This window comes from Roseibium sp. (genome assembly GCF_048260565.1).
Taxonomy (GTDB): Bacteria; Pseudomonadota; Alphaproteobacteria; order Rhizobiales; family Stappiaceae; genus Roseibium.
Genome location: NZ_JBLXGP010000008.1, coordinates 134,160 through 153,487 on the forward strand (window position 1 = coordinate 134,160; position 19,328 = coordinate 153,487).

Here is a 19,328-nt window from a genome sequence, read left to right on the forward strand (position 1 = left end):
ATGATGGATCGATCAGGTCGATCGCGTGTCGAAATGCGTCGGGATTGCCGTTTCACGGTTCTAACGCGGTAGTGCACACCATCGGATGATCCGCTTGCCGGAAGTCGCTCCGAATATGAGTCCTCAGCCTGAACAGGGTGTCGTATCCGCGCAGGGAGCAACAGGTGGTATTGCGTTCAATCAAAAAGTCCGCAGCGTTTGGTCTCGCGGTGGCATTGGTCTCGGGGACAATGTTGTCTGGCATGGGGGTTTCGGCCGCGATGGCCGAAACGATCGAAGAGGCTCTGGCCTTTGCCTATTCCAACAATCCGACCCTTAATGCAGCGCGCGCTCAATTGCGCGGTGTTGATGAGAACGTGCCTCAGGCACTATCCGGCTGGCGGCCGACTGCAACCCTGTCGGCTGACGCCGGATGGACCCGCGCAAGTGCGGTTGGTGTCGAATCTTATCGCAACAACGCGAGCATTTCGCTTTCCGTTAGCCAGGCTCTGTTCCGGGGATTCCGGACCGTCAATTCCACCCGTCAGGCGGAAGCGATCGTCAGGGCGCAACGCGAAAGCCTGAGTTCGACGGAACAGGACGTTCTGCTTTCTGCCGCACAGGCTTATGTCGATGTCATCCGCGACACGGCGCTGGTATCGCTGCAGCGCAGTGACCTGCAGTTTCTGAACGAGCAGGTTCGCGCCGCGAAGGACCGCTTCGACGTCGGGGAAGGAACCCGGACCGATGTGTCCCAGGCCGTGGCGCGCCAGGCGGAAGCCCAGGCGAACCTGAACACGGCCATGGCGAACTTGAACACAAGCCGGGCGGTCTACCGGCAGGTTGTCGGGATCGAAGCCAAGAATCTTTCGGCCAACACCACCATCAATGCTCTGGTCCCCGGTTCGATCGAGGCCGCGCTGCAGGCCAGCGAAACGTCCCAGCCACTGATCCGGCAGTCGCAGCATCTGGTCGATGCAGCCATTTTCAACACCAAGGCGATCGAGGGCGAACTCCTGCCGACGGTATCCCTGAACGGCAGTGTCGCGAGGAACTGGCGGCCATCGGCTACGGTGTCTCAGTCCAATTCGGCCGCGATCTTTGGATCGGTGAGTATCCCGCTCTATCAGGGGGGCGGCGTTTCTTCGCGGGTCCGCCAGGCGAAGGAAGAACTGGGACAGGCCCGCTTGCAGCTGGACGTCGTGCGCGACCAGATCCGGGCTAATGTGATTTCAGCCTGGGGCAACTATCAGGCGGCCAGTGCATCGATCAAGGCCGCCAAGGCGGCGGTCGAAGCCCAGCAACTTGCGCTGGAGGGTGTGATCGAGGAGCAGCGCGTCGGACAGAGGACGACCCTGGACGTTCTGGATGCCCAGCGGGAGCTGGTCAACCAGCGTGTGGGACTGGTGACCGCGCAGCGAAACCGGATTGTCGGCGGCTATCAGCTGGTTTCGGCGGTCGGAAAGCTCGACGCTGTCACTCTGGGACTGAATGTCGCCCAGTATCGGCCGCAGGAGCACTACAAGGCTGTTCGCGACAAATGGTTCGGTCTGCGGACGCCGGACGGCCGCTAAGCCAGAACAAGGCCGCGCCGGTTCCTGACCGGGCGGCCGATTTTAGGCATTGCCTGCAAGCATTTCCTAACCAACGCCGGTGGAAAGGCTCCAATTCAGCCGCCGTACGTGGCAGAATTGCGCATGGAATGAACCAAAAAAGGGGATAAGGCGGTCAGTTTACGGACTGTTCCTTTTCGCTGAGCCTATTAGCCTTCTATAATTTCGGTTAATGAATCGTTCAGATATTCTCTGGGCGATTCGGGTGGTTGCCGATTTGTATCTGGGGGTATTCATGGCAAAGGCGAGTCAGGCTGCAGAGCCGTCGATGGAGGAAATCCTCGCATCGATCCGCCGCATCATCTCGGATGAAGAAGAGCCCGGCAACGACTCCAACGACGCGCCGCAGGCATCGAACCTGGAAGACAACCCCGTAGAAATCGAGGCGGCTGACGATATGGGCGACGGGTCTGAAATGTCCCAGGACGACCTGGACAAGCTTTTCGACATGGACGATGGCGGGGACGAGGCGACCGATATAACCGCCGAAGACGATTTGGACGATATGGCTGCGGCAATGGCCGAAGCGGAAGCCGATGTCGAAGAATCGGAAGAAGACGACGTCCTGGAACTGACAGAAGAACTTGCCGTGGACGAGAGCGATATTGCCGTCGTCGATCCGATGGCAGATTCGCTCGTCGACAATGACATTGCTTTCGTCGAGCAACCCGACGGCGATGACGACGATGACGACGAACCGGACATCGAAGGTATCGCCGCCGCGCTTCAGTCCTCAAAAGCCGAAATGAAGACGGCTTCCATTCCCGACTTCGATCTGCCGGACGTGGAAAAGGACGGTCCGCTGACCTCCGACCAGACCGGCGAAGCGGTTCATGCCGCATTCGACAACCTGTCCCACATGTTCGTTGGCGGAAATGCGCAGACGATCGAGGAGCTGGTGCGCGAAATGCTGCGCCCGATGCTGAAGGCCTGGCTCGACCAGAACCTGCCTGGAATGGTGCAGGAAATGGTGCAGAAGGAAATCCAGCGGGTAACCAGGCGGCGCTGACGCGCGATCGGATGACGAAGCAAGCGCCGCCTTGGAGGGCGGCGTTTTTCGTTGGATTTACGCTTCCCGCTCTAATTCCGCCGTTTGGCCGATTTGGCCTGTTGACTTGCCCGGTCTGTTCCGATTTACACGGTCCGTTCCAAAAAAAGTCCCGAATGATCCATATGAGTACCCCATATGCTTGACAAGACCTATGATGCGGCAAGCGTTGAGCCGCGGATCTACGAAACCTGGGAAAAGGCCGGAGCCTTCAAGGCCGGTGCGGGAGCCAAGGATGGAGCCCCGTCCTACACGATCGTAATTCCGCCGCCCAATGTGACCGGCTCGCTGCATATGGGCCATGCACTGAACAACACGCTGCAAGACATTCTGGTCCGGTTCGAGCGCATGCGCGGCAAGGACGTTCTCTGGCAGCCGGGCATGGATCATGCCGGTATAGCCACCCAGATGGTGGTCGAGCGCCAGCTCATGGAGCGCCAGGAGCCCGGCCGCCGCGAAATGGGCCGGGAAGCGTTCATCGAACGGGTCTGGTCCTGGAAGGAAGAATCCGGCGGCATGATCTTCAACCAACTGAAGCGCCTCGGTGCGTCCTGTGACTGGAGCCGGGAACGGTTCACCATGGACGAGGGCCTGTCGGAGGCGGTTCTGAAGGTTTTTGTCCAGCTTTACCGGGACGGCCTGATTTACCGCGGCAAGCGGCTGGTCAACTGGGACCCGAAATTCGAAACCGCGATTTCCGATCTCGAAGTGGAGAACAAGGAAGTCGACGGCCATATGTGGCATTTCAAGTATCCGTTGGCCGACGGCGAGACCTATGAATACGTCGAGAAGGACGAAGACGGGAACGTGACCCTGCGCGAAATGCGCGACTACATTTCCATCGCCACGACCCGGCCGGAAACGATGCTTGGCGACGGCGCGGTTGCCGTTCACCCGTCCGATGAGCGCTACAAGCCGATCGTCGGCAAGCTGTGCGAGATCCCGGTCGGGCCTAAGGAACACCGGCGGAAGATCCCGATCATTGTCGACGACTATCCGGATCCGGATTTCGGCTCCGGCGCGGTGAAAATCACGGGCGCGCACGACTTCAACGACTATCAGGTGGCCCGCCGCAACAACATTCCGCTCTATCGCCTGATGGACACGACCGCCTCTATGCGCGCCGATGGTCCGGCCTATGCAGAATGTGCGAACCAGGCCAAGGCCATCGTCGAGAGCGGCACGTTGCCGGATGCGGCCGAAGTCGACGCCATCAACCTGGTGCCGGACGAATACCGCGGTCTCGACCGCTACGTGGCGCGCGAGCGGATCGTCGCGGCGATCAACGCCGACGGACTGGCAGTGACCGTCAAGGACGAGGACGGCAACGACGTTCCGTTCGTCGAGAACAAGAAGATCATGCAGCCCTTCGGTGATCGCAGCCATGTGGTCATCGAGCCGATGCTGACCGACCAGTGGTTCGCGGACGCCAAGACCTTGGCCGAGCCCGCGATCGCCAGCGTTCGCGAGGATCGCACCCGGTTCGTGCCCAAGAACTGGGAGAAGACCTATTTCGACTGGATGGAGAACATCGAGCCCTGGTGTATTTCGCGCCAGCTCTGGTGGGGCCATCAGATCCCGGCCTGGTATGGCCCGGACGGGGAGGTTTTCGTTGCCCATGACGAGGCTGAAGCCGCGGAACTGGCCGAGGCGCATTACGGCAAGGCGGTGACACTGACCCGGGACGAGGACGTTCTCGACACCTGGTTCTCGTCCGCGCTTTGGCCGTTTTCCACCCTCGGCTGGCCGGATCAGACGCCGGAACTTCAAAAGTATTTCCCGACCTCGGTCCTGATCACCGGTTTCGACATCATCTTCTTCTGGGTTGCCCGGATGATGATGTTCTCGCTGCATTTCATGAAGGAAGAGCCCTTCAAGGACGTCTACATCCATGCCCTCGTCCGTGACGAGAAAGGGCAGAAGATGTCGAAGTCCAAAGGCAACGTCATCGATCCGCTGGCGCTGATCGAGGAATACGGCGCCGATGCGCTGCGCTTCACGCTTGCGGCGATGGCAGCCCAGGGGCGGGATATCAAGCTGGCGACCAGCCGTGTCGCCGGTTACCGCAACTTCGCGACCAAGCTCTGGAACGCCGCACGCTTTGCCGAAATGAACGGGTGTGCCCGTATCGAGGGGTTCGATCCGGCATCGGCCAGGCTGACGCTCAACCGCTGGATCGCGACCGAAGTCGGCCGCTGCATCTCCGAAGTGACCGACGCTCTGGTGGGCTATCGCTTCAACGAGGCGGCCGGCGCCGTCTACCGTTTCGTCTGGAACACCTATTGCGACTGGTTCCTGGAACTGGCCAAGCCGGTGTTCAATGGAGAGGACGAGGCCGCCAAGGCGGAAACGCGGGCAACCGCGGCCTGGGCTCTGGACGAGGTCCTGAAGGTGCTGCATCCGTTCATGCCGTTCCTGACGGAGGAGCTGTGGGAACGCCTTGGTGAGACCGGTGTGAAGGCCGAGGGCCTGCTGATGCAGGCAAACTGGCCGAGCGCTACCCTGGAAGACGAGGCGGCCGCCGGTGAAATCAACTGGCTGGTCGGGCTGATCTCCGAGATCCGGTCCGTGCGTGCGGAAATGAACGTTCCGGCAGGCGCAAAGGTGCCTGTGGTGATCGTCGGCGCGGGCGAGGAAACGAAAGCCCGGATCGCCTCCCACGAAGCCGCGATCCTGCGCCTTGCGCGTGCGGAAAGCGTTGCGCTTGCCGATACGGCGCCCGCCGGGGCCGCGCAGATCATCGTCGGGGAAGCGACCGTTTGCCTGCCGCTGGCCGGTGTTATCGATCTGGACGCGGAGCGTGGCCGCCTTGGCAAGGAAGCCGACAAGCTCCGTGGAGAGATTTCGCGGATCGAAAAGAAGCTCGGCAATCCGAAATTCGTAGAAAAGGCGCCGGAAGAGGTCGTTGACGGCGAACGGGAGAAAATGGCGGAGTTCGCGGAGCGATTGGAAAAGGTTCAAGTCGCTCTGACGCGACTGGCCGAAATCGGCTGATCCAGGCAACCTTCCGCGATTTGCTTTGGAAAGGCCCGGTAAGGACGCTTGTCTTTTCCGGGCCTTATTCCGATGTTAGAGCCCTCGTCGTTTTAACGCTTACGATGGGAATCGGACGGCGACATGACGTGGCAATTTGGGATCAGGCGGCAATCAGGGACGAAGATGAAGAAGTTCTCCGGATATCTGGCCCTCGTGGGACTTTCCCTGGCGATGGCCGCCTCGACAGGCTCGGCTGCCCTTGCAGAGAAGATCGAAAATCCGGTTGCCGTCTTTTCAGGCCTCGACAAGATCACCGGGCGCATCATTTCCTTCGACGTCTATATCGGTGAGACGGTGCAGTTCGGCGCCTTGCAGGTGACGCCCAGGGTTTGCCACACAAGGCCGGCGACAGAAAGCCCGCTGACGACGGCCTTCGTCCAGGTGGACGAAATCACGCTGAACAACGAGGTTCGGCGGATCTTTTCCGGCTGGATGTTTGCCGACAGCCCGGGGCTCAATGCGGTGGAACATCCCGTCTATGACGTCTGGCTGACGGGGTGCAAGCTTGCCTCCACCGTACCGCCGCCGGCCGATTATTCCGGTCCGCCGATCCAGGCGGGTGCGGAAGAGGGCCAGGATCCGCTCGCCGGTCCCGACGACGGTGTCGACGCCGGTCCCGGAGTGCCAAGGAAAAAGCCGTTCCAGGAATGACTTTTTCAGGATGTTCCCAAATGGTAGACAGGTTTCGTGGAACGGCCGCGGGAGGGTTCGACCTATTTCCCGAACGCGATGCTTGTAATTCGGCCACGCCAAAAGGGATAGCGCTTGCCTTGTGCCATGCGTGATATTTCAAAGGTCATCGGAACCCGGACACCGTCGATCAGACTGTAGTCGCCCCTTGTTACGTGCTCGCCCGAGCCGTGGTAAGGCGTGGTGAGGTCACCGTCTTCTTCCGCATGAAAACTGACCAGGGCGCCGCTGTCATCGAAGGTTGCGACGAGGCTTGTTTCGTATCCTTCAGCCCTGGCCCATGCACGGGCGTGATAGTCGTCAATCGGCTCCCAGGCGACGATCCCGCCGGGAAGAAGGGCCACCGGATTGAGTGAGGATTCCAAAAGCCAGCGGCGCAGGGAGATCCTGTTTAGGGTGTCGTTTCCGGTCTCACGCATGATCGGAATGGCCGTAAGCAGCTTGGCCTGCATATCCATATGACCGTTGATGTAGGTGTCGTTGACCGTCGCCCATGCTGCTCCGAAGACCGGAGTGTCTGCCGAAAAGGCGATATTTGGAAGAGTGGTCGCCAAAACTTGCCGAGCCGTGGTCGGGTTGAAATCCCCAGTATGGGGTCGGCGAAAGTCGCCTTCCTGCTCCACTTCCACCCACTTGAAGCCTTCCGGAATCCCGTTCGGCAGCACATAGTGAAAATAGGCGCGGACAGGTTCGGGTAAACCGGTCAGAAGAGGGGTCTGTTCATTGGTCTTGCCAGGTTTCGACTCGCTGGCGGACGCGATGACCTGCTGTTCGAAGGCGCGTATTTTCGAACGGGTCTCATAATTCAGGTAGCCCAAATAGCCGGCTGCCAATACACCGCCCGCAGCCAGGACAAGAGCGCTCGTTTTCAAGAAGGACATGGTCTTTCCTTTCAGACATTTCGAATGAAATCGATGAGAACCTGAATGGACCGCCTGGCGTTTTCCCAAGGGTCCTTTTGGTTTCGTACGGCTTGATCCAGGGCGAGCAAGGCCGAACCATGAGCCGCCGACCACAAGGTGAAAGCGAGAGCTTCCGCATCGAGCCCTTTGGCATAGCCTTTTGCCTGGCATGCGCTGACGCCGTTCGTGAGTGCGCTCAGGGCGTCCACCGGGATGACATCCTCCGTTCCAGGCGGCACCAAGTCGGCGGGCGGGCAGTAGAGGAGCCGGTAAAGAGCGGGATTGTCGCGGGCAAAGTCGAGATAGGCGATCCCGCCGTCTCGAAGGCGCGCCAGCGGGTCGCCATCGGACCTGCCATAACGCTGCTTCTTTTGGGCAAGGCTCTCCCGATAGGCCGTCTCGCGCACCTGAAGCAGAAGGTCGTCCTTGCTGGTGAAATGGTTGTAGAGCGCAGGCGCGCTGCAGCCGATTTCCTTGGCAAGCTCGGCGAGGGAGAAGTTCGTTCCGCCTTTTCGGCGCATGAGTTCCACTGCCGTACGAATGGCTTTGGCGGGAATGTCAATTGCATCTTGCTTGCGTGGGCGGGCCAATTGATTGCCTCTCGAGCTAGGGAAAGCAGTGAGCGGTTGCTTGTGGCTGTTTACCTGGCAAGCAGGTTAAAATTAATAATGTTAAATTAACGTCATTAATTAAAATGTCAAGGCGTGCATCCTTTGAACAGGATGCTCGCCTTGTCAGATTTTTCGGATCGTAAACTTGCGGGGCGGGTTAGCGATCTTCCCGATGCCACTTTTCCAGGACATCCAGCACGTCCGCGCCGGTTGCATTGGTCGGGAAGGTCAGGAAATCACCCTCCAGCTGAAGGGCTTCGTTCAAGAGGCGGTTATATTCCGCCTGAGGGACTTCGATCGCGCCGAACTTGCTCAGGTGATCGGTCACGAACTGGGTGTCGAGCAGGCTGTAACCGCCGACGACCATCCGTGCGACCAGATGGGCCAGGCACACTTTGGAGGCATCGGTCGACCGGGTGAACATGCTTTCGCCGAAGAAGGCTCCGTTGAGCGCGACCCCATAGAGGCCTCCGACCAGCTTTCCGTCCTGCCAGGCCTCCACCGTATGGCAGTACCCCATGTCGAAGAGTTCGCCGTAGAGACGGCGGATCTCCCGGTTTATCCAGGTTTTTCGCCGGCCCGGCATCGGGGCTGCGCAGGCGTCGATCACTGCCTGGAAATCGGTGCTGATGCGGATCTCGAAGATGTCGGAGCGGATCGTGCGCCGGAGCCTGCGCGGCAGGTGAAAACTGTCGAGCGGAAGAACGCCGCGGCGTTCCGGCTCGAGCCAGAACAGGCCGGCATCCTCCGCCGATTCGGCCATGGGAAAGAGGCCGCAGGCATAGGCTTTCAACAGCACCTGCGGCGTGATTTCCATAACGATGTCGTCGCTGTGACCCGCCATTCAAGGCACTTCCTTCAAGGACAAAGTCCCGGAGGGTCAGTCGGTTTTCCCGGCCAGATATTTTTCCAGCCAGTGAATGTCGTACTGACCGTTCGCGATGTCCTGATTGTCCACCAAATCGCGGAACAGCGGAAGGGTGGACTTCACCTCGTCAACCACGAATTCGTCGAGGCAGCGGCGTAGGCGCATCATGCATTCCACCCGGTTGCGGCCATGGACGATCAGTTTGCCGATCAGGCTGTCGTAATAGGGCGGGATCTTGTAACCCTGATAGACGCCGGAATCGACGCGCACGCCGAGGCCGCCCGGCGGATGGTAATAGGTGATCATGCCGGGAGAGGGCGCGAAGGTGCGCGGGTCTTCGGCGTTGATACGACATTCGATGGCATGGCCCACGAACTTGATGTCGTCCTGGGTCATGTCGAGGCTGCCACCCGCGGCAATTCGGATCTGTTCGTTGACCAGATCGATGCCGGTGATCATTTCCGTGACCGGATGTTCCACCTGCAAACGGGTGTTCATTTCGATGAAGTAGAACTCGCCGTTTTCATAGAGGAACTCGACCGTGCCGACGCCCCGGTACTTCAGTTTGCGCATGGCATTGGCGACGATTTCGCCGATCTTGTTGCGCTGTTCGGTGTTGAGGCAGGGGGAGGGCGCTTCTTCCAGAACCTTCTGGTGCCGGCGCTGCAAGGAGCAGTCGCGTTCGCCCAGATGGATGGCATTGCCCTGGCCGTCACCCAGCACCTGGATTTCGATGTGGCGCGGCTGGCCGAGGTATTTTTCCATATATAGCGCATCGTCGCCGAAGGCGGCCTTGGCTTCCGCCCTTGCCGTGGACAGCGCCGAATCCAGATCGGCCTCGGTGGCGGCGACCTTCATGCCGCGGCCGCCGCCGCCGGCCGCAGCCTTCACAAGAACCGGATAACCGATCTCGCGTGCGATCGCATGGGCATCGTCGGCAGGCGTGACCGCTCCGTCCGACCCGGGCACCACCGGGATACCCAGATCCCTGGCGGTTTGCTTGGCCTGGATCTTGTCGCCCATGATACGGATGTGTTCGGAGGTCGGGCCGATGAAGACGATGTTGTGCGCTTCGAGAATCTCCGCGAAGCGGGCGTTCTCGGACAGAAAGCCGTAGCCCGGATGCACCGCATCGGCGCCCGTGATTTCACAGGCGGCCAGAAGCTGCGGAATGTTGAGATAGCTGTCGCGGGCAGCCGGAGGGCCGATGCACACGCTTTCGTCAGCAAGACGCACATGCATGGCGTTCGCATCCGCTGTGGAGTGGACGGCCACGGTAGAGATGCCGAGTTCCTTGCAGGCACGCAGGATACGCAGGGCAATTTCGCCGCGATTGGCAATGAGGATCTTGGAGAACATCGCGGATGCGCCCCTATTCGACGATGATGAGAGGTTCGCCGAATTCGACCGGCTGGGCGTCTTCCACGAGGACCTGCTTGACGGTCCCGGACTTGGTTGCCGGAATGTGGTTCATGGTTTTCATGGCCTCGATGATCAAGATCGTCTGGCCTTCGGACACCTTGTCGCCGACTTCGACGTAATTCTTGGCACCCGGTTCCGGCGCCAGATAGGCGGTGCCGACCATTGGAGAGGTTATCGTACCCGGATGCGGTCCGGCATCGGCGGCGGGTGCAACCGATGCGGCTGCGGGCGCGGCGGCGGGAGCCGGAGCAACCGCGGGCGCGGCCATTGTCACCGGTGCATCGATGTGCAACTGGCGGGCGACCCGAATACGGAAATCGGCCTTTTCCAGTTCGATCTCGGACAGGTTGGTCTCATCGAGAAGGAGTGCAAGGTCGCGGATCAGGTCCGTTTCAGATTTCTTCTTGTCTTGTGACATTTCTCAGGACTTTCCTGGTTCGGGTCGTTTGGGGCGCATCGTTTCGGTGTCTCGTTCCGCAAACCGATGCTGCCTTCATTGAGTGCGCCATCGTGTCTGGAACATCAGCGCAAAAACTAGATGGTCCGGCATCATTTCAGCCGGACCAATTCCATGCACCTTATAAGGAGTCAACAGGATAAGGAAAAGCCCTGATTGGGCCTGACCTTATCGAGAAACAACAATCAGCAGGTCGTTTCGCCACAGCTCTTCAAGGCATCGACTTTCGCTTTCAGTTGAGCATAGCCGACGGCGCCGGGAATGACTTCATTTCCAATTACATAGGATGGCGTTCCGGTCAGTCCCAGGCGGTTGGCAAGAGTGTAGGATTCCTCAATCGTCCGGTCGGTTTCGTCTGTGGACATGACATTGGCGATCTCCTCCGCAGACAGTCCGATATCTGCTGCCGCCTTGAGGGCGCTGTCCTTGTTCGCCCGACCCCGGGTCATGAGCAATGCCTGATGGAAGTCCGCGTATTTTTCCGGAGCGAGCGTGTTGACCGCGACGGCGACCTTGGCGGCTTCAACCGAGCCTTCTCCAAGAACGGGAAATTCCTTCAGCACCATGCGCAGTTCAGGCTCCTCGTCCAGGAGCTGTACCATATCCGCGTGGGCGCGCTTGCAGTACCCGCAATTGTAGTCGAAGAATTCGACCAGGGTGACAGATCCCTTCGGATTTCCGAGGACGACCTGTCGCGCGGAATTGAACAGGATATCGGCGGAGTCGTTCAAGGCGCTTTTTCTTGCCGCTTCCTCGGCCGCCTTTTGACGACGGTCGAGTTCCGTCAGGGCTTCGGCAATCACTTCCGGGTTCTGGACCAGGTATTCGCGGACGATCTTTTCGATCTCGCCGCGGTCCATGTCTTCGGCTGCCGCATTGCGGACGCCGAACAGGACAGCGGACAGTGCCAGCAGCGCACTCAGGGCCAGCACGGTCAGCCGAATGGCGGCAGATGGGGCGCTGACTGCGCGTGATTGAATGGGCATCTTGTTCTCCTAAAGCCGTTTGTCTCCACGGCTGTCTAGACGTTTGGTGCTCTGCATCGGGCCGTTCAGAAGTGGATCAGCGTTTCCCGAGGTTCGGCGGTTTGTAGGACACAATATCATCAGCTTGAAGCCATGCAGGCGTTCCGCGCTTCAAATTCTTTTGAGCACGGGCGGCATATCGTTTCGCGGCCTCGAAATCGCCGGCGACCATCAGCCCTTTCGCGGTTGAAAGGTCGGCGTCCGCCTGTTTGCCCTGCCGGGCCTGAGCAATGGCGAGCTGGCTGAAGCCGATCCGCGAATTCGGGTCTTGCTGGATCCCTTTGCGCAGAATGCGTTCAGCCTCCGGGAGCGCCGAAGGGTCGTTGGAACCGACGAGGGCATAGCCGAGCCAGATCAGGAGCAGCCCTTCGTTCGGTCGGAGCGAAACGGCCTTGCGGAACGGTGCAACGGCCGCCCGGGGATCGCCGCCCTCCAGCAGAATCTGTCCCTTGAACTCATAAAGATACGGATTGTTGGGAAGTTGCCGGATCAGAGAATCGACATCCCTGACGGCATCCCGACGCCGGGTTTTCATGGCGGCGATGGCCCTGGCGTATTGGGCGGGGAGGCTGGTGTCGGAGCGGGGATAAGCGCGTGCGACCGCATTTGGGTGGCTGGTGAAGGCGAACAGTTTCGCTTTGACCATATCATGCCGGAACTGAAGGGACGCCGGATCCTTCTTGTTGAAATAGGGGCTCTGCTCGGCCGCCGTCTCCATCGAACGAAAGCGATCCCTGGCCATAGGGTGGCTGACTGCGTACGGATCGACAAATTTGGCGGAGAACATCTGTTCGTCGGCGAAGCGCCTGAAGGTCGTCAACATTCCCTTCGCGCTTTGTCCGGTGGCATTGAGGTATCGCAAGGCTGCCTTGTCGGCTGCGGCTTCCTGACCGCGCCGGTAGGAGAGAAAAGAGCGTTGCCCGACCGCGGCACCGCCGGCGGCGGCGGCCATGCCGCCCTGCGAAATCCCCCCTTGTCCGGAACTCGCGCCGGCTGCGATTGCGCCTGCGCCCAGGAGCATCCCGATCACGGACATGATGGCGGCATTCGCGGCCGCACTGCGCAGCTGTACCAGATGGCGACCGGCTATATGGCCGGATTCGTGGGCGATGACGCCGATGACCTCATTCGGCGTTTCCGATTCCATCACGACGCCGACATTGATGAACATGCGTCCGGAATCGGGAACGAAAGCGTTATAGCTTTTGTCATTCACAAGAATGATGTCCGGCTTCGAGCCTGCGATGCCGGCGACCTTGAAGATCGGCAATGCGTAGTCCCGCAGGAGCTCTTCCGTCTCCGCATCGCGCACCAGCGGAAGTTTTCTGCCTTGTGCCTGGGCAGGGGCCGAGAGGAAAGGAAACGCCACCGCAAGGGCCATGGTCGCCTTGATGACCCTGCTACCGACCGTTTGTCCGCGTCGGTGGAAGCGTCTGTTTTCATAAACGCAAATCGGTTCCCCGCTGCGTTCTGCTGATGGCACAAGCATTTCCGGTCGGCCTTTCAAAAGGCTCTCCCTTCTTCGCGGATTCGGGTTTCTGGATCCGTATGTGAGTATGGGAGGCCATTATACAAGGTCAAGTCGGAGCGCGCGTATACATTTCGGCAAGACAGATGCTAAAAGACCTATGTGTTTTTTGTGCAATGCAATGGAGGTGTGAATGGCCTTTCTGCCTGGCCAGGTATCGAAGCGAAGTAATATTGCCCCTTTTTTGGCGATGGAAGTGTTGATCGAAGCAGCCCGGTTGGAAGATCAAGGCAGAAAGATCGTCCACATGGAAGTCGGGCAACCCGGGGATCCCGCGCCCGAAAAAGCCCGTAACGCTGCCAAGCGGGCACTCGACGAGAAATTGATCGGCTATACCGAGACAGCGGGGGTGATTCCGCTGCGCGAAAATCTCTCCCGGCATTATCTTGAGACCTATGGACTGGAGGTCGACAAGGATCGGTTCCTGGTGACCACCGGCTCATCGGCCGGTTTCAATCTCGCCTTTCTTGCCGCTTTCGATCCGGGGGACCGGATCGTCCTGACTGCACCGGGGTACCCGGCCTACAGGGGGATCATCCGTGCCCTCGGGCTGGTTCCGGTGGAAATTGAGGTCGGTCCGGAAACCCGCTGGAGCCTGACGCCCGAGCTGATCGCGAAAGCACAGGCCGATGGTCCCGTCAAAGGCGTCCTTGTGGCAAGCCCTGCCAACCCGACCGGGACCATGATGACTCCGGAGAAGCTGGAGGAACTGGTCAGATACTGCGGGGAAGAGGGGATCTGGTTCATCTCGGACGAGATCTACCACGGTCTCGTCTACGAAGGGCGGCAGGAAACCGCTCTGGCCTATTCCGACCAGGTCATCATCATCAACAGCTTTTCAAAGTACTTCTGCATGACGGGTTGGCGGATCGGCTGGATGATCCTTCCCGAAATCCTGCTGCGCCCCGTCGAAAGGCTGGCGCAAAGTCTCTATATCTCGCCACCCGAGCTTTCCCAGATTGCCGCCACGGCGGCTCTTGAATGCCGCGAGGAGCTGGAGGCCGTGAAGGCCGGCTATGCCAGAAACCGCAAATTGCTTTTGAAAGGCCTGCCGGAGATAGGCTTTAACAAGCTGCTTCCGGTTGACGGCGCCTTCTACATCTATGCCGACACAAGCGCCTTTTCGCCGAATTCGCTCGAGTTCACGAAGACCATGCTTCATGAAGCGGGGGTGGCGGCGACGCCCGGGCTGGATTTCGATCCGGTTCACGGCGGCGAATTTACGCGCTTTTCCTTCGCCGGTGCGTATGAGGAAATGGAACTGGCCTTGGTTCACCTGAAGGACTGGCTGGGCTGACGAAAGCTGCGATCGCGAACGCTTTTTAGCGCGGACAAAAAAAGCGGCCACACGGCCGCTTTTCTTGTTTGTCGTATATTTTCCTGATTTCAGGGACGGTCAGAAGAAAGACCGCCGCTGCCACCATCCGCCGCGTTTCGGCTTCTTTTCAGCATCGTCGTCTCCGGCGGTTGCCGTTTCGCTGGTCACCACAGGTTCGGCCTGTTCAGCTGCCGGAGCCGGAGCTTGGACCGGCGTTTCACCGTTGTCCTCTTCGGCCGGTGCGGCCGCCGGCTCTTCGACTGCTTCGGAAACCTCATCCTTGGCGTCCGCGTCGGCAACTGCTTCAACATCGGCCACAGCTTCTACCGGTTCGGACTCTGCTTCAGAGCGTTCGTCATCCGGTTTCGCCTGTTCCTGGGCTTCGCCGTTTTCGGGGGCTTCGGTTCCGTCCTCGGTCGCCGCTTCGGCTTCCTGGGATTCGTCCCCGTTTTCGCCGTTACGTCGTCCCCGGCGTCCACCTCGACGTCCACGGCGGCGCTTGCGGCGCGGTTCGTCATCGGACGTGCCGTCCTCGCCTTCCTGGCCGTCGGCCCGGTCGGTTTCCTCATCACCGTTTTCGCCGTCTTCGCCATCGTCCCCGCGGGGGGCACGGGCGTCTGCACCGTCGGAAGAATTGTCAGCACCACCCCTGCGGCGTTTGCGCCGGCGCTTGCGGCGGCGATCCCGATCGCCGTCGTCCTCGGAGCGTTCCGGCGTTTCGTTCAGGTCTTCTTCTTCTTCCTCTTCCGGAATGATCGTATCCGGTTGGACAATCGGAACGACCTGCGGCTGGCGATCCCGGTCGATCGGGTCGGCACGATCGAGCACATAGTGCTGGCCGTTGACCATGTCGTCGGCCTGAACTTCGATCCAGACGCCGAAACGGGCTTCGAGATCGGACAGGTTCGCCCGTTTCTGATTGAGGATGTAGAGGGCGACCGGTGTCGTGGTCCGGATGACCAGATTATGGGTCGCACCCTTCAGGAGGTTGTCTTCCAGCGAACGCAGGACATGCAGGGCGACCGATTCCACCGATCGGATCATCCCCGTTCCCGAGCAGTGCGGGCAGGGGGTTGTGGAACTTTCCAGGACGCCTGTCCGGATACGCTGGCGCGACATCTCCAGAAGGCCGAAATGGGAAATGCGCCCGACCTGGATGCGCGCCCGATCGTTTTTCAGGCAATCCTTCAAACGCCGTTCGACGGTCCGGTTGTTCTTGTTCTCTTCCATGTCGATGAAGTCGATCACGACGAGGCCGGCAAGATCGCGCAGGCGCAACTGGCGGGTGACCTCTTCGGCCGCCTCCAGGTTGGTCTGCAGGGCCGTGTCCTCGATATTGTGCTCGCGGGTCGATTTGCCCGAGTTCACATCGATGGAGACGAGGGCTTCCGTCTGGTTGATAACGATGTAGCCGCCGGATTTCAGCGTCACCTGGGGCGAGAACATCGCGTCGAGTTGCGGTTCAACACCGTTGCGGATGAAGATCGGCGACGGATCGCGGTAAGGCTGGACGTTCTTGGCATGGCTCGGCATGAGCATGCGCATGAAGTCCTTGGCCTCACGGTAGCCTTCGTCCCCGGCGACAAGAACTTCATTGATGTCCTTGTTGTAGAGATCCCGGATCGAACGCTTGATCAGGCTGCCTTCCTCGTAAACGAGGCTTGGCGCACTGGATTTCAGCGTCAGCTCACGCACGTTTTCCCATAGACGCATCAGGTACTCGAAATCGCGTTTGATTTCGGCCTTGGTGCGGCTGGCGCCTGCTGTGCGCAGGATAACGCCCATGCCTTCCGGCACATCCAGTTCGGATGCGATCTTCTTCAGACGCTTGCGGTCGGCCGGCTGGGTGATCTTGCGGGAAATGCCGCCGCCGCGACCGGTGTTCGGCATCAGCACCGAGTAACGGCCGGCGAGAGACAGATAGGTCGTCAGAGCAGCGCCCTTGTTGCCGCGCTCTTCCTTGACCACCTGCACCAGAATGACCTGGCGACGTTTGATGACTTCCTGGATCTTGTACTGGCGGCGCGGCGGCGGGCGGCGCACGGGCAGTTCTTCGAGGGCATCTTCGGCACCGACGGATTCGACATGTTCGTCGCTTTCGCCTTCGTCGTCCTCGTCGTTGTCGGATGCCTTTGCCTCTGCTTCGTCTTCGTCCGAGGCCTCATCCGTTATGCCTTGGGAGGCTTCGACGGGGTTCGCATCGGCGTCGGCTTCTGCGTTCGGATCTTTCGCTGTTGCCTCTGCTGTGTCTTCGGAATCGTCCGTGTCGACAGCTTCAGAAGCGACGGTGTCGTCCTTCCGGCTGGCCGCGGCTTTCGAGCGTCTGCCGCGTCTGGGCTTGCGGGCGGGAGCTTCGTCCTCGTCACCCAGGTCGTCCTTGTCGTCAGCCGGGTTTTCGGCATCGAGAAGAGCCTGACGGTCGGCGACCGGGATCTGATAGTAGTCGGGATGAATTTCGCTGAAAGCGAGGAAGCCGTGCCTATTCCCACCGTATTCGACGAATGCCGCCTGGAGGGAAGGCTCTACTCTCGTGACTTTTGCTAGATAAATGTTCCCGCGTAATTGTTTTCTGTTAGCTGCTTCGAAGTCGAATTCTTCAACCCGATTGCCGCGTACGACGACGACCCGGGTCTCTTCCGGGTGCGCCGCGTCGATCAGCATCTTGTTTGCCATTGATGTTTGTCTCCACGGCAGCCCTGCGTCGTTCGCCGTAACAGGGCGCAACGCCCGAAGCGTGGTGGACTGCCGTATTGTTTATGATGTGCTGAGATACGGACAATGCGTTTGGCGCGGTCGGGCGATCAATACAAGCGGCCGCCGAAGCGTGGCCTGCTGGCATGTTGATCGTCATGTTCATCGCGCGTGATCCTTCGGGGCAACGCATGCCCGTTGTTAAAGTCGTTTGTCATTCTCTGGGGCGCGAATCACAGGAACATGTTCGCTGAAACCGCATCCCGCCATGCGGATTGGCCGTTCACATTCCCGGTGGCTTGACATTTTGCCTTGGGAAGGTGAGACGATGCCGGGTCTGCTGTCCGTGCCTCCTCCTGTGTGACCGGGAGCTGGTGCTAATTGGGCCTATGGCCTCAAAAGTGACCCAATTGCGCTCCGAAATCACGATGACATGTGGATAGACCAGATGATCCGTCATCGAGGATGGTATCGGTGGCAGACCGAAATCCGTAAGGTACTTTTACGATCCGCAACGCGCCTTTGCAAGCAATGTAAAGCGCATGACCATTTTTCCCGGTATGCTTGGGTGCTTTGGGGCGTGCCGGGCGAATAGTCCGCGCAACAGGTTCGACGCAGGAAATGGCAAGAATCCGTATGAATTCCGTCGGAGAATATTGGAAAATTCGCGGTTCGGAGCAAGGCGGGCGGCCTGTCCATCGGCGCTTTTGGGCGGTTGTGTCCGCAATTATGCTGGCCGTCTCCCTGATGCCGTCAACGGTTCTAGCCGAGCCAGAACAGGAAAAGCTGGTTCATGTCACCGGCGCCAGGATTGCCGGTGACGATGATCGCACCCGATTCGTTCTGGATCTCGATCAGCAGTTGTCGCCGGTCATATCGGGGTTGGCCGATCCCTACCGGCTTATCATCGATTTGCCGGAAGTTACGTTTGATCTTCCGGCGGATACCGGCAGGGACGGGCGCGGTCTGATCAAGGCCTGGCGCTATGGCCTGTTTGCGAAAGGAAAATCCCGCATCGTGCTGGATGTGTCCGAGCCGGTCGCGATCGACAAGACCTTCGTTCTGCCGGCGGTGGATGATCAACCCGCCCGAATGGTGATCGACATCGTCAGAACGTCGCGCGATGGCTTCCTGAAGTTCGCTCAGTCCTCCAGCGAGAAGCCCGCCGTCAAGGCGAAACCGGAAGAGAACGGGAAAGGTGACAGGCTGGCGAAGACGGATCGTCGGGACAAGCCTCTGATTATGCTCGATCCCGGACACGGCGGCATCGATACCGGTGCAATAGGTGTTGCCGGCACGCTGGAAAAGGCCGTCGTGCTCGAGTTCTCAAGGATCCTGAGGCGCAAGCTGGAGGAAACCGGCCGGTACACGGTTCAAATGACGCGTGACGATGACACGTTCATTCCCTTGGGAAACCGAGTGGAAATAGGTCACAAGCAGCAGGCGGATCTGTTCATCTCCGTCCATGCCGATTCCGTCGTACGAGGACGCACCCTCGCACGCGGCGCGACGGTCTATACATTGTCGGACCGGGCATCGGACCAATTGGCACAGGAAATCGCCGAAAGCGAAAACATGTCCGACGTCATCGCCGGCGTGCAGCTCGACGACGAGCCTGCCGATGTGGCGGATATCCTGATCGATCTTGCCCGGCGGGAAACCCGGAACTTTTCCGTCTTCTTCGCCCGTTCTCTCGTGAGTGAACTCAAGAGCGCGGTCCGGCTGATCCACAATCCGCACCGTTCGGCGGGTTTTCGGGTGTTGAAGGCGAATGACGTGCCGTCCGTCCTGGTGGAACTCGGCTATCTGTCGAACAGCCACGATGAAAAGCTCCTGGTTTCCGATGAATGGCGCGAACGCATGGCCGATGCCATGGTTGAGGCTGTCGATACTTTTTTCCGTCCCCGGCTGGCTCAGGATCGCAGCCGGGAGGACGAAAAGGTGTCGCAGTAATATGAAACGTGATCGGGCGGCGAACGGAACAGGTCGTGTGCTGCCTCAGCATCGCCATATTGGTGGTAAAGGAAGTGCAATCAAACGTACGCCTGTCAATGGCATCATGTTGCATGCGCTAGTCCTGTGTTAAGGGACGGGCGGTAGTATTTTCGGGGCGGGTCCTTATTCACCTGGATGAATAAGG

The 19,328-nt window shown here is 59.6% G+C and carries 14 protein-coding genes; 6 read left to right on the forward strand and 8 right to left on the reverse strand.

Annotated features, from left to right (window positions below; translation table 11 throughout):
* The first annotated feature begins 242 nt into the window (after positions 1-242).
* From ACN0SO_RS17440 to ACN0SO_RS17455, 4 genes are all read left to right on the forward strand, one after another.
* A complete protein-coding gene (locus tag ACN0SO_RS17440) occupies positions 243-1,553 on the forward strand; it encodes a TolC family outer membrane protein (protein ID WP_417680000.1) in 1,311 nt (436 codons plus the stop codon).
* Between the two features lie 274 nt (positions 1,554-1,827).
* Positions 1,828-2,601 carry a PopZ family protein gene (locus tag ACN0SO_RS17445; protein WP_417680001.1) on the forward strand — a complete coding sequence of 258 codons (774 nt, stop codon included), beginning with the start codon at positions 1,828-1,830 and terminating at the stop codon, positions 2,599-2,601.
* A 177-nt stretch (positions 2,602-2,778) separates the two neighbouring features.
* The gene (locus ACN0SO_RS17450) at positions 2,779-5,634 is read left to right on the forward strand and encodes a valine--tRNA ligase (RefSeq protein WP_417680002.1); all 2,856 of its coding nucleotides are present in this window, start codon (positions 2,779-2,781) and stop codon (positions 5,632-5,634) included.
* Between the two features lie 165 nt (positions 5,635-5,799).
* Positions 5,800-6,327, forward strand: coding sequence for a DUF2155 domain-containing protein (locus ACN0SO_RS17455; RefSeq protein WP_417680065.1), 528 nt, complete (start codon positions 5,800-5,802; stop codon positions 6,325-6,327).
* 62 nt (positions 6,328-6,389) lie between these two features.
* Here the strand turns inward: ACN0SO_RS17455 and ACN0SO_RS17460 are convergent, their stop codons facing one another.
* The 7 genes from ACN0SO_RS17460 to ACN0SO_RS17490 form a co-directional block, all read right to left on the reverse strand.
* Complete coding sequence (locus ACN0SO_RS17460; RefSeq protein ID WP_417680003.1) at positions 6,390-7,199, reverse strand: DUF6920 family protein; 810 nt, start codon at positions 7,197-7,199, stop codon at positions 6,390-6,392.
* Between the two features lie 59 nt (positions 7,200-7,258).
* Entirely contained in the window at positions 7,259-7,798 is a 540-nt protein-coding gene (locus ACN0SO_RS17465; protein ID WP_417680066.1) for a TetR/AcrR family transcriptional regulator, read from the reverse strand.
* Positions 7,799-8,036: 238 nt separating this feature from the next.
* Complete coding sequence (aat, locus tag ACN0SO_RS17470) at positions 8,037-8,723, reverse strand: leucyl/phenylalanyl-tRNA--protein transferase (RefSeq protein WP_417680004.1); 687 nt, start codon at positions 8,721-8,723, stop codon at positions 8,037-8,039.
* A gap of 36 nt (positions 8,724-8,759) precedes the next feature.
* Positions 8,760-10,106 (reverse strand): acetyl-CoA carboxylase biotin carboxylase subunit, encoded by a 1,347-nt coding sequence (gene accC / locus ACN0SO_RS17475; protein ID WP_417680005.1) that lies wholly within the window; start codon positions 10,104-10,106, stop codon positions 8,760-8,762.
* A gap of 13 nt (positions 10,107-10,119) precedes the next feature.
* Positions 10,120-10,587: an acetyl-CoA carboxylase biotin carboxyl carrier protein gene (accB, locus tag ACN0SO_RS17480; RefSeq protein ID WP_417680006.1), complete on the reverse strand. Its 468-nt coding sequence runs from the start codon at positions 10,585-10,587 to the stop codon at positions 10,120-10,122.
* A gap of 224 nt (positions 10,588-10,811) precedes the next feature.
* Positions 10,812-11,612, reverse strand: coding sequence for a DsbA family protein (locus ACN0SO_RS17485; protein WP_417680007.1), 801 nt, complete (start codon positions 11,610-11,612; stop codon positions 10,812-10,814).
* A gap of 76 nt (positions 11,613-11,688) precedes the next feature.
* Complete coding sequence (locus tag ACN0SO_RS17490; RefSeq protein ID WP_417680008.1) at positions 11,689-13,032, reverse strand: M48 family metalloprotease; 1,344 nt, start codon at positions 13,030-13,032, stop codon at positions 11,689-11,691.
* A 337-nt stretch (positions 13,033-13,369) separates the two neighbouring features.
* On the opposite strand from ACN0SO_RS17490, the gene ACN0SO_RS17495 reads away from it, so the two are divergent.
* Positions 13,370-14,476, forward strand: coding sequence for a pyridoxal phosphate-dependent aminotransferase (locus ACN0SO_RS17495; protein ID WP_417680067.1), 1,107 nt, complete (start codon positions 13,370-13,372; stop codon positions 14,474-14,476).
* A 99-nt stretch (positions 14,477-14,575) separates the two neighbouring features.
* Here the strand turns inward: ACN0SO_RS17495 and ACN0SO_RS17500 are convergent, their stop codons facing one another.
* Positions 14,576-17,170 (reverse strand): Rne/Rng family ribonuclease, encoded by a 2,595-nt coding sequence (locus tag ACN0SO_RS17500; RefSeq protein ID WP_417680009.1) that lies wholly within the window; start codon positions 17,168-17,170, stop codon positions 14,576-14,578.
* A gap of 735 nt (positions 17,171-17,905) precedes the next feature.
* On the opposite strand from ACN0SO_RS17500, the gene ACN0SO_RS17505 reads away from it, so the two are divergent.
* A complete protein-coding gene (locus ACN0SO_RS17505; RefSeq protein ID WP_417680010.1) occupies positions 17,906-19,141 on the forward strand; it encodes an N-acetylmuramoyl-L-alanine amidase in 1,236 nt (411 codons plus the stop codon).
* Positions 19,142-19,328: the final 187 nt, after the last annotated feature.

Excerpts from the sequence above, each read along its gene's own strand:
- ACN0SO_RS17440 (WP_417680000.1), top strand. The coding sequence starts at position 243 with ATGGGGGTTTCGGCCGCGATGGCCGAAACGATCGAAGAGGCTCTGGCC.
- ACN0SO_RS17445 (WP_417680001.1), top strand. The coding sequence starts at position 1,828 with ATGGCAAAGGCGAGTCAGGCTGCAGAGCCGTCGATGGAGGAAATCCTC.
- ACN0SO_RS17450 (WP_417680002.1), top strand. The coding sequence starts at position 2,779 with ATGCTTGACAAGACCTATGATGCGGCAAGCGTTGAGCCGCGGATCTAC.
- ACN0SO_RS17455 (WP_417680065.1), top strand. The coding sequence starts at position 5,800 with ATGAAGAAGTTCTCCGGATATCTGGCCCTCGTGGGACTTTCCCTGGCG.
- aat (WP_417680004.1), bottom strand. The coding sequence starts at position 8,723 with ATGGCGGGTCACAGCGACGACATCGTTATGGAAATCACGCCGCAGGTG.
- accC (WP_417680005.1), bottom strand. The coding sequence starts at position 10,106 with ATGTTCTCCAAGATCCTCATTGCCAATCGCGGCGAAATTGCCCTGCGT.
- accB (WP_417680006.1), bottom strand. The coding sequence starts at position 10,587 with ATGTCACAAGACAAGAAGAAATCTGAAACGGACCTGATCCGCGACCTT.
- ACN0SO_RS17485 (WP_417680007.1), bottom strand. The coding sequence starts at position 11,612 with ATGCCCATTCAATCACGCGCAGTCAGCGCCCCATCTGCCGCCATTCGG.
- ACN0SO_RS17490 (WP_417680008.1), bottom strand. The coding sequence starts at position 13,032 with ATGGCCCTTGCGGTGGCGTTTCCTTTCCTCTCGGCCCCTGCCCAGGCA.
- ACN0SO_RS17495 (WP_417680067.1), top strand. The coding sequence starts at position 13,370 with ATGGAAGTGTTGATCGAAGCAGCCCGGTTGGAAGATCAAGGCAGAAAG.
- ACN0SO_RS17500 (WP_417680009.1), bottom strand. The coding sequence starts at position 17,170 with ATGGCAAACAAGATGCTGATCGACGCGGCGCACCCGGAAGAGACCCGG.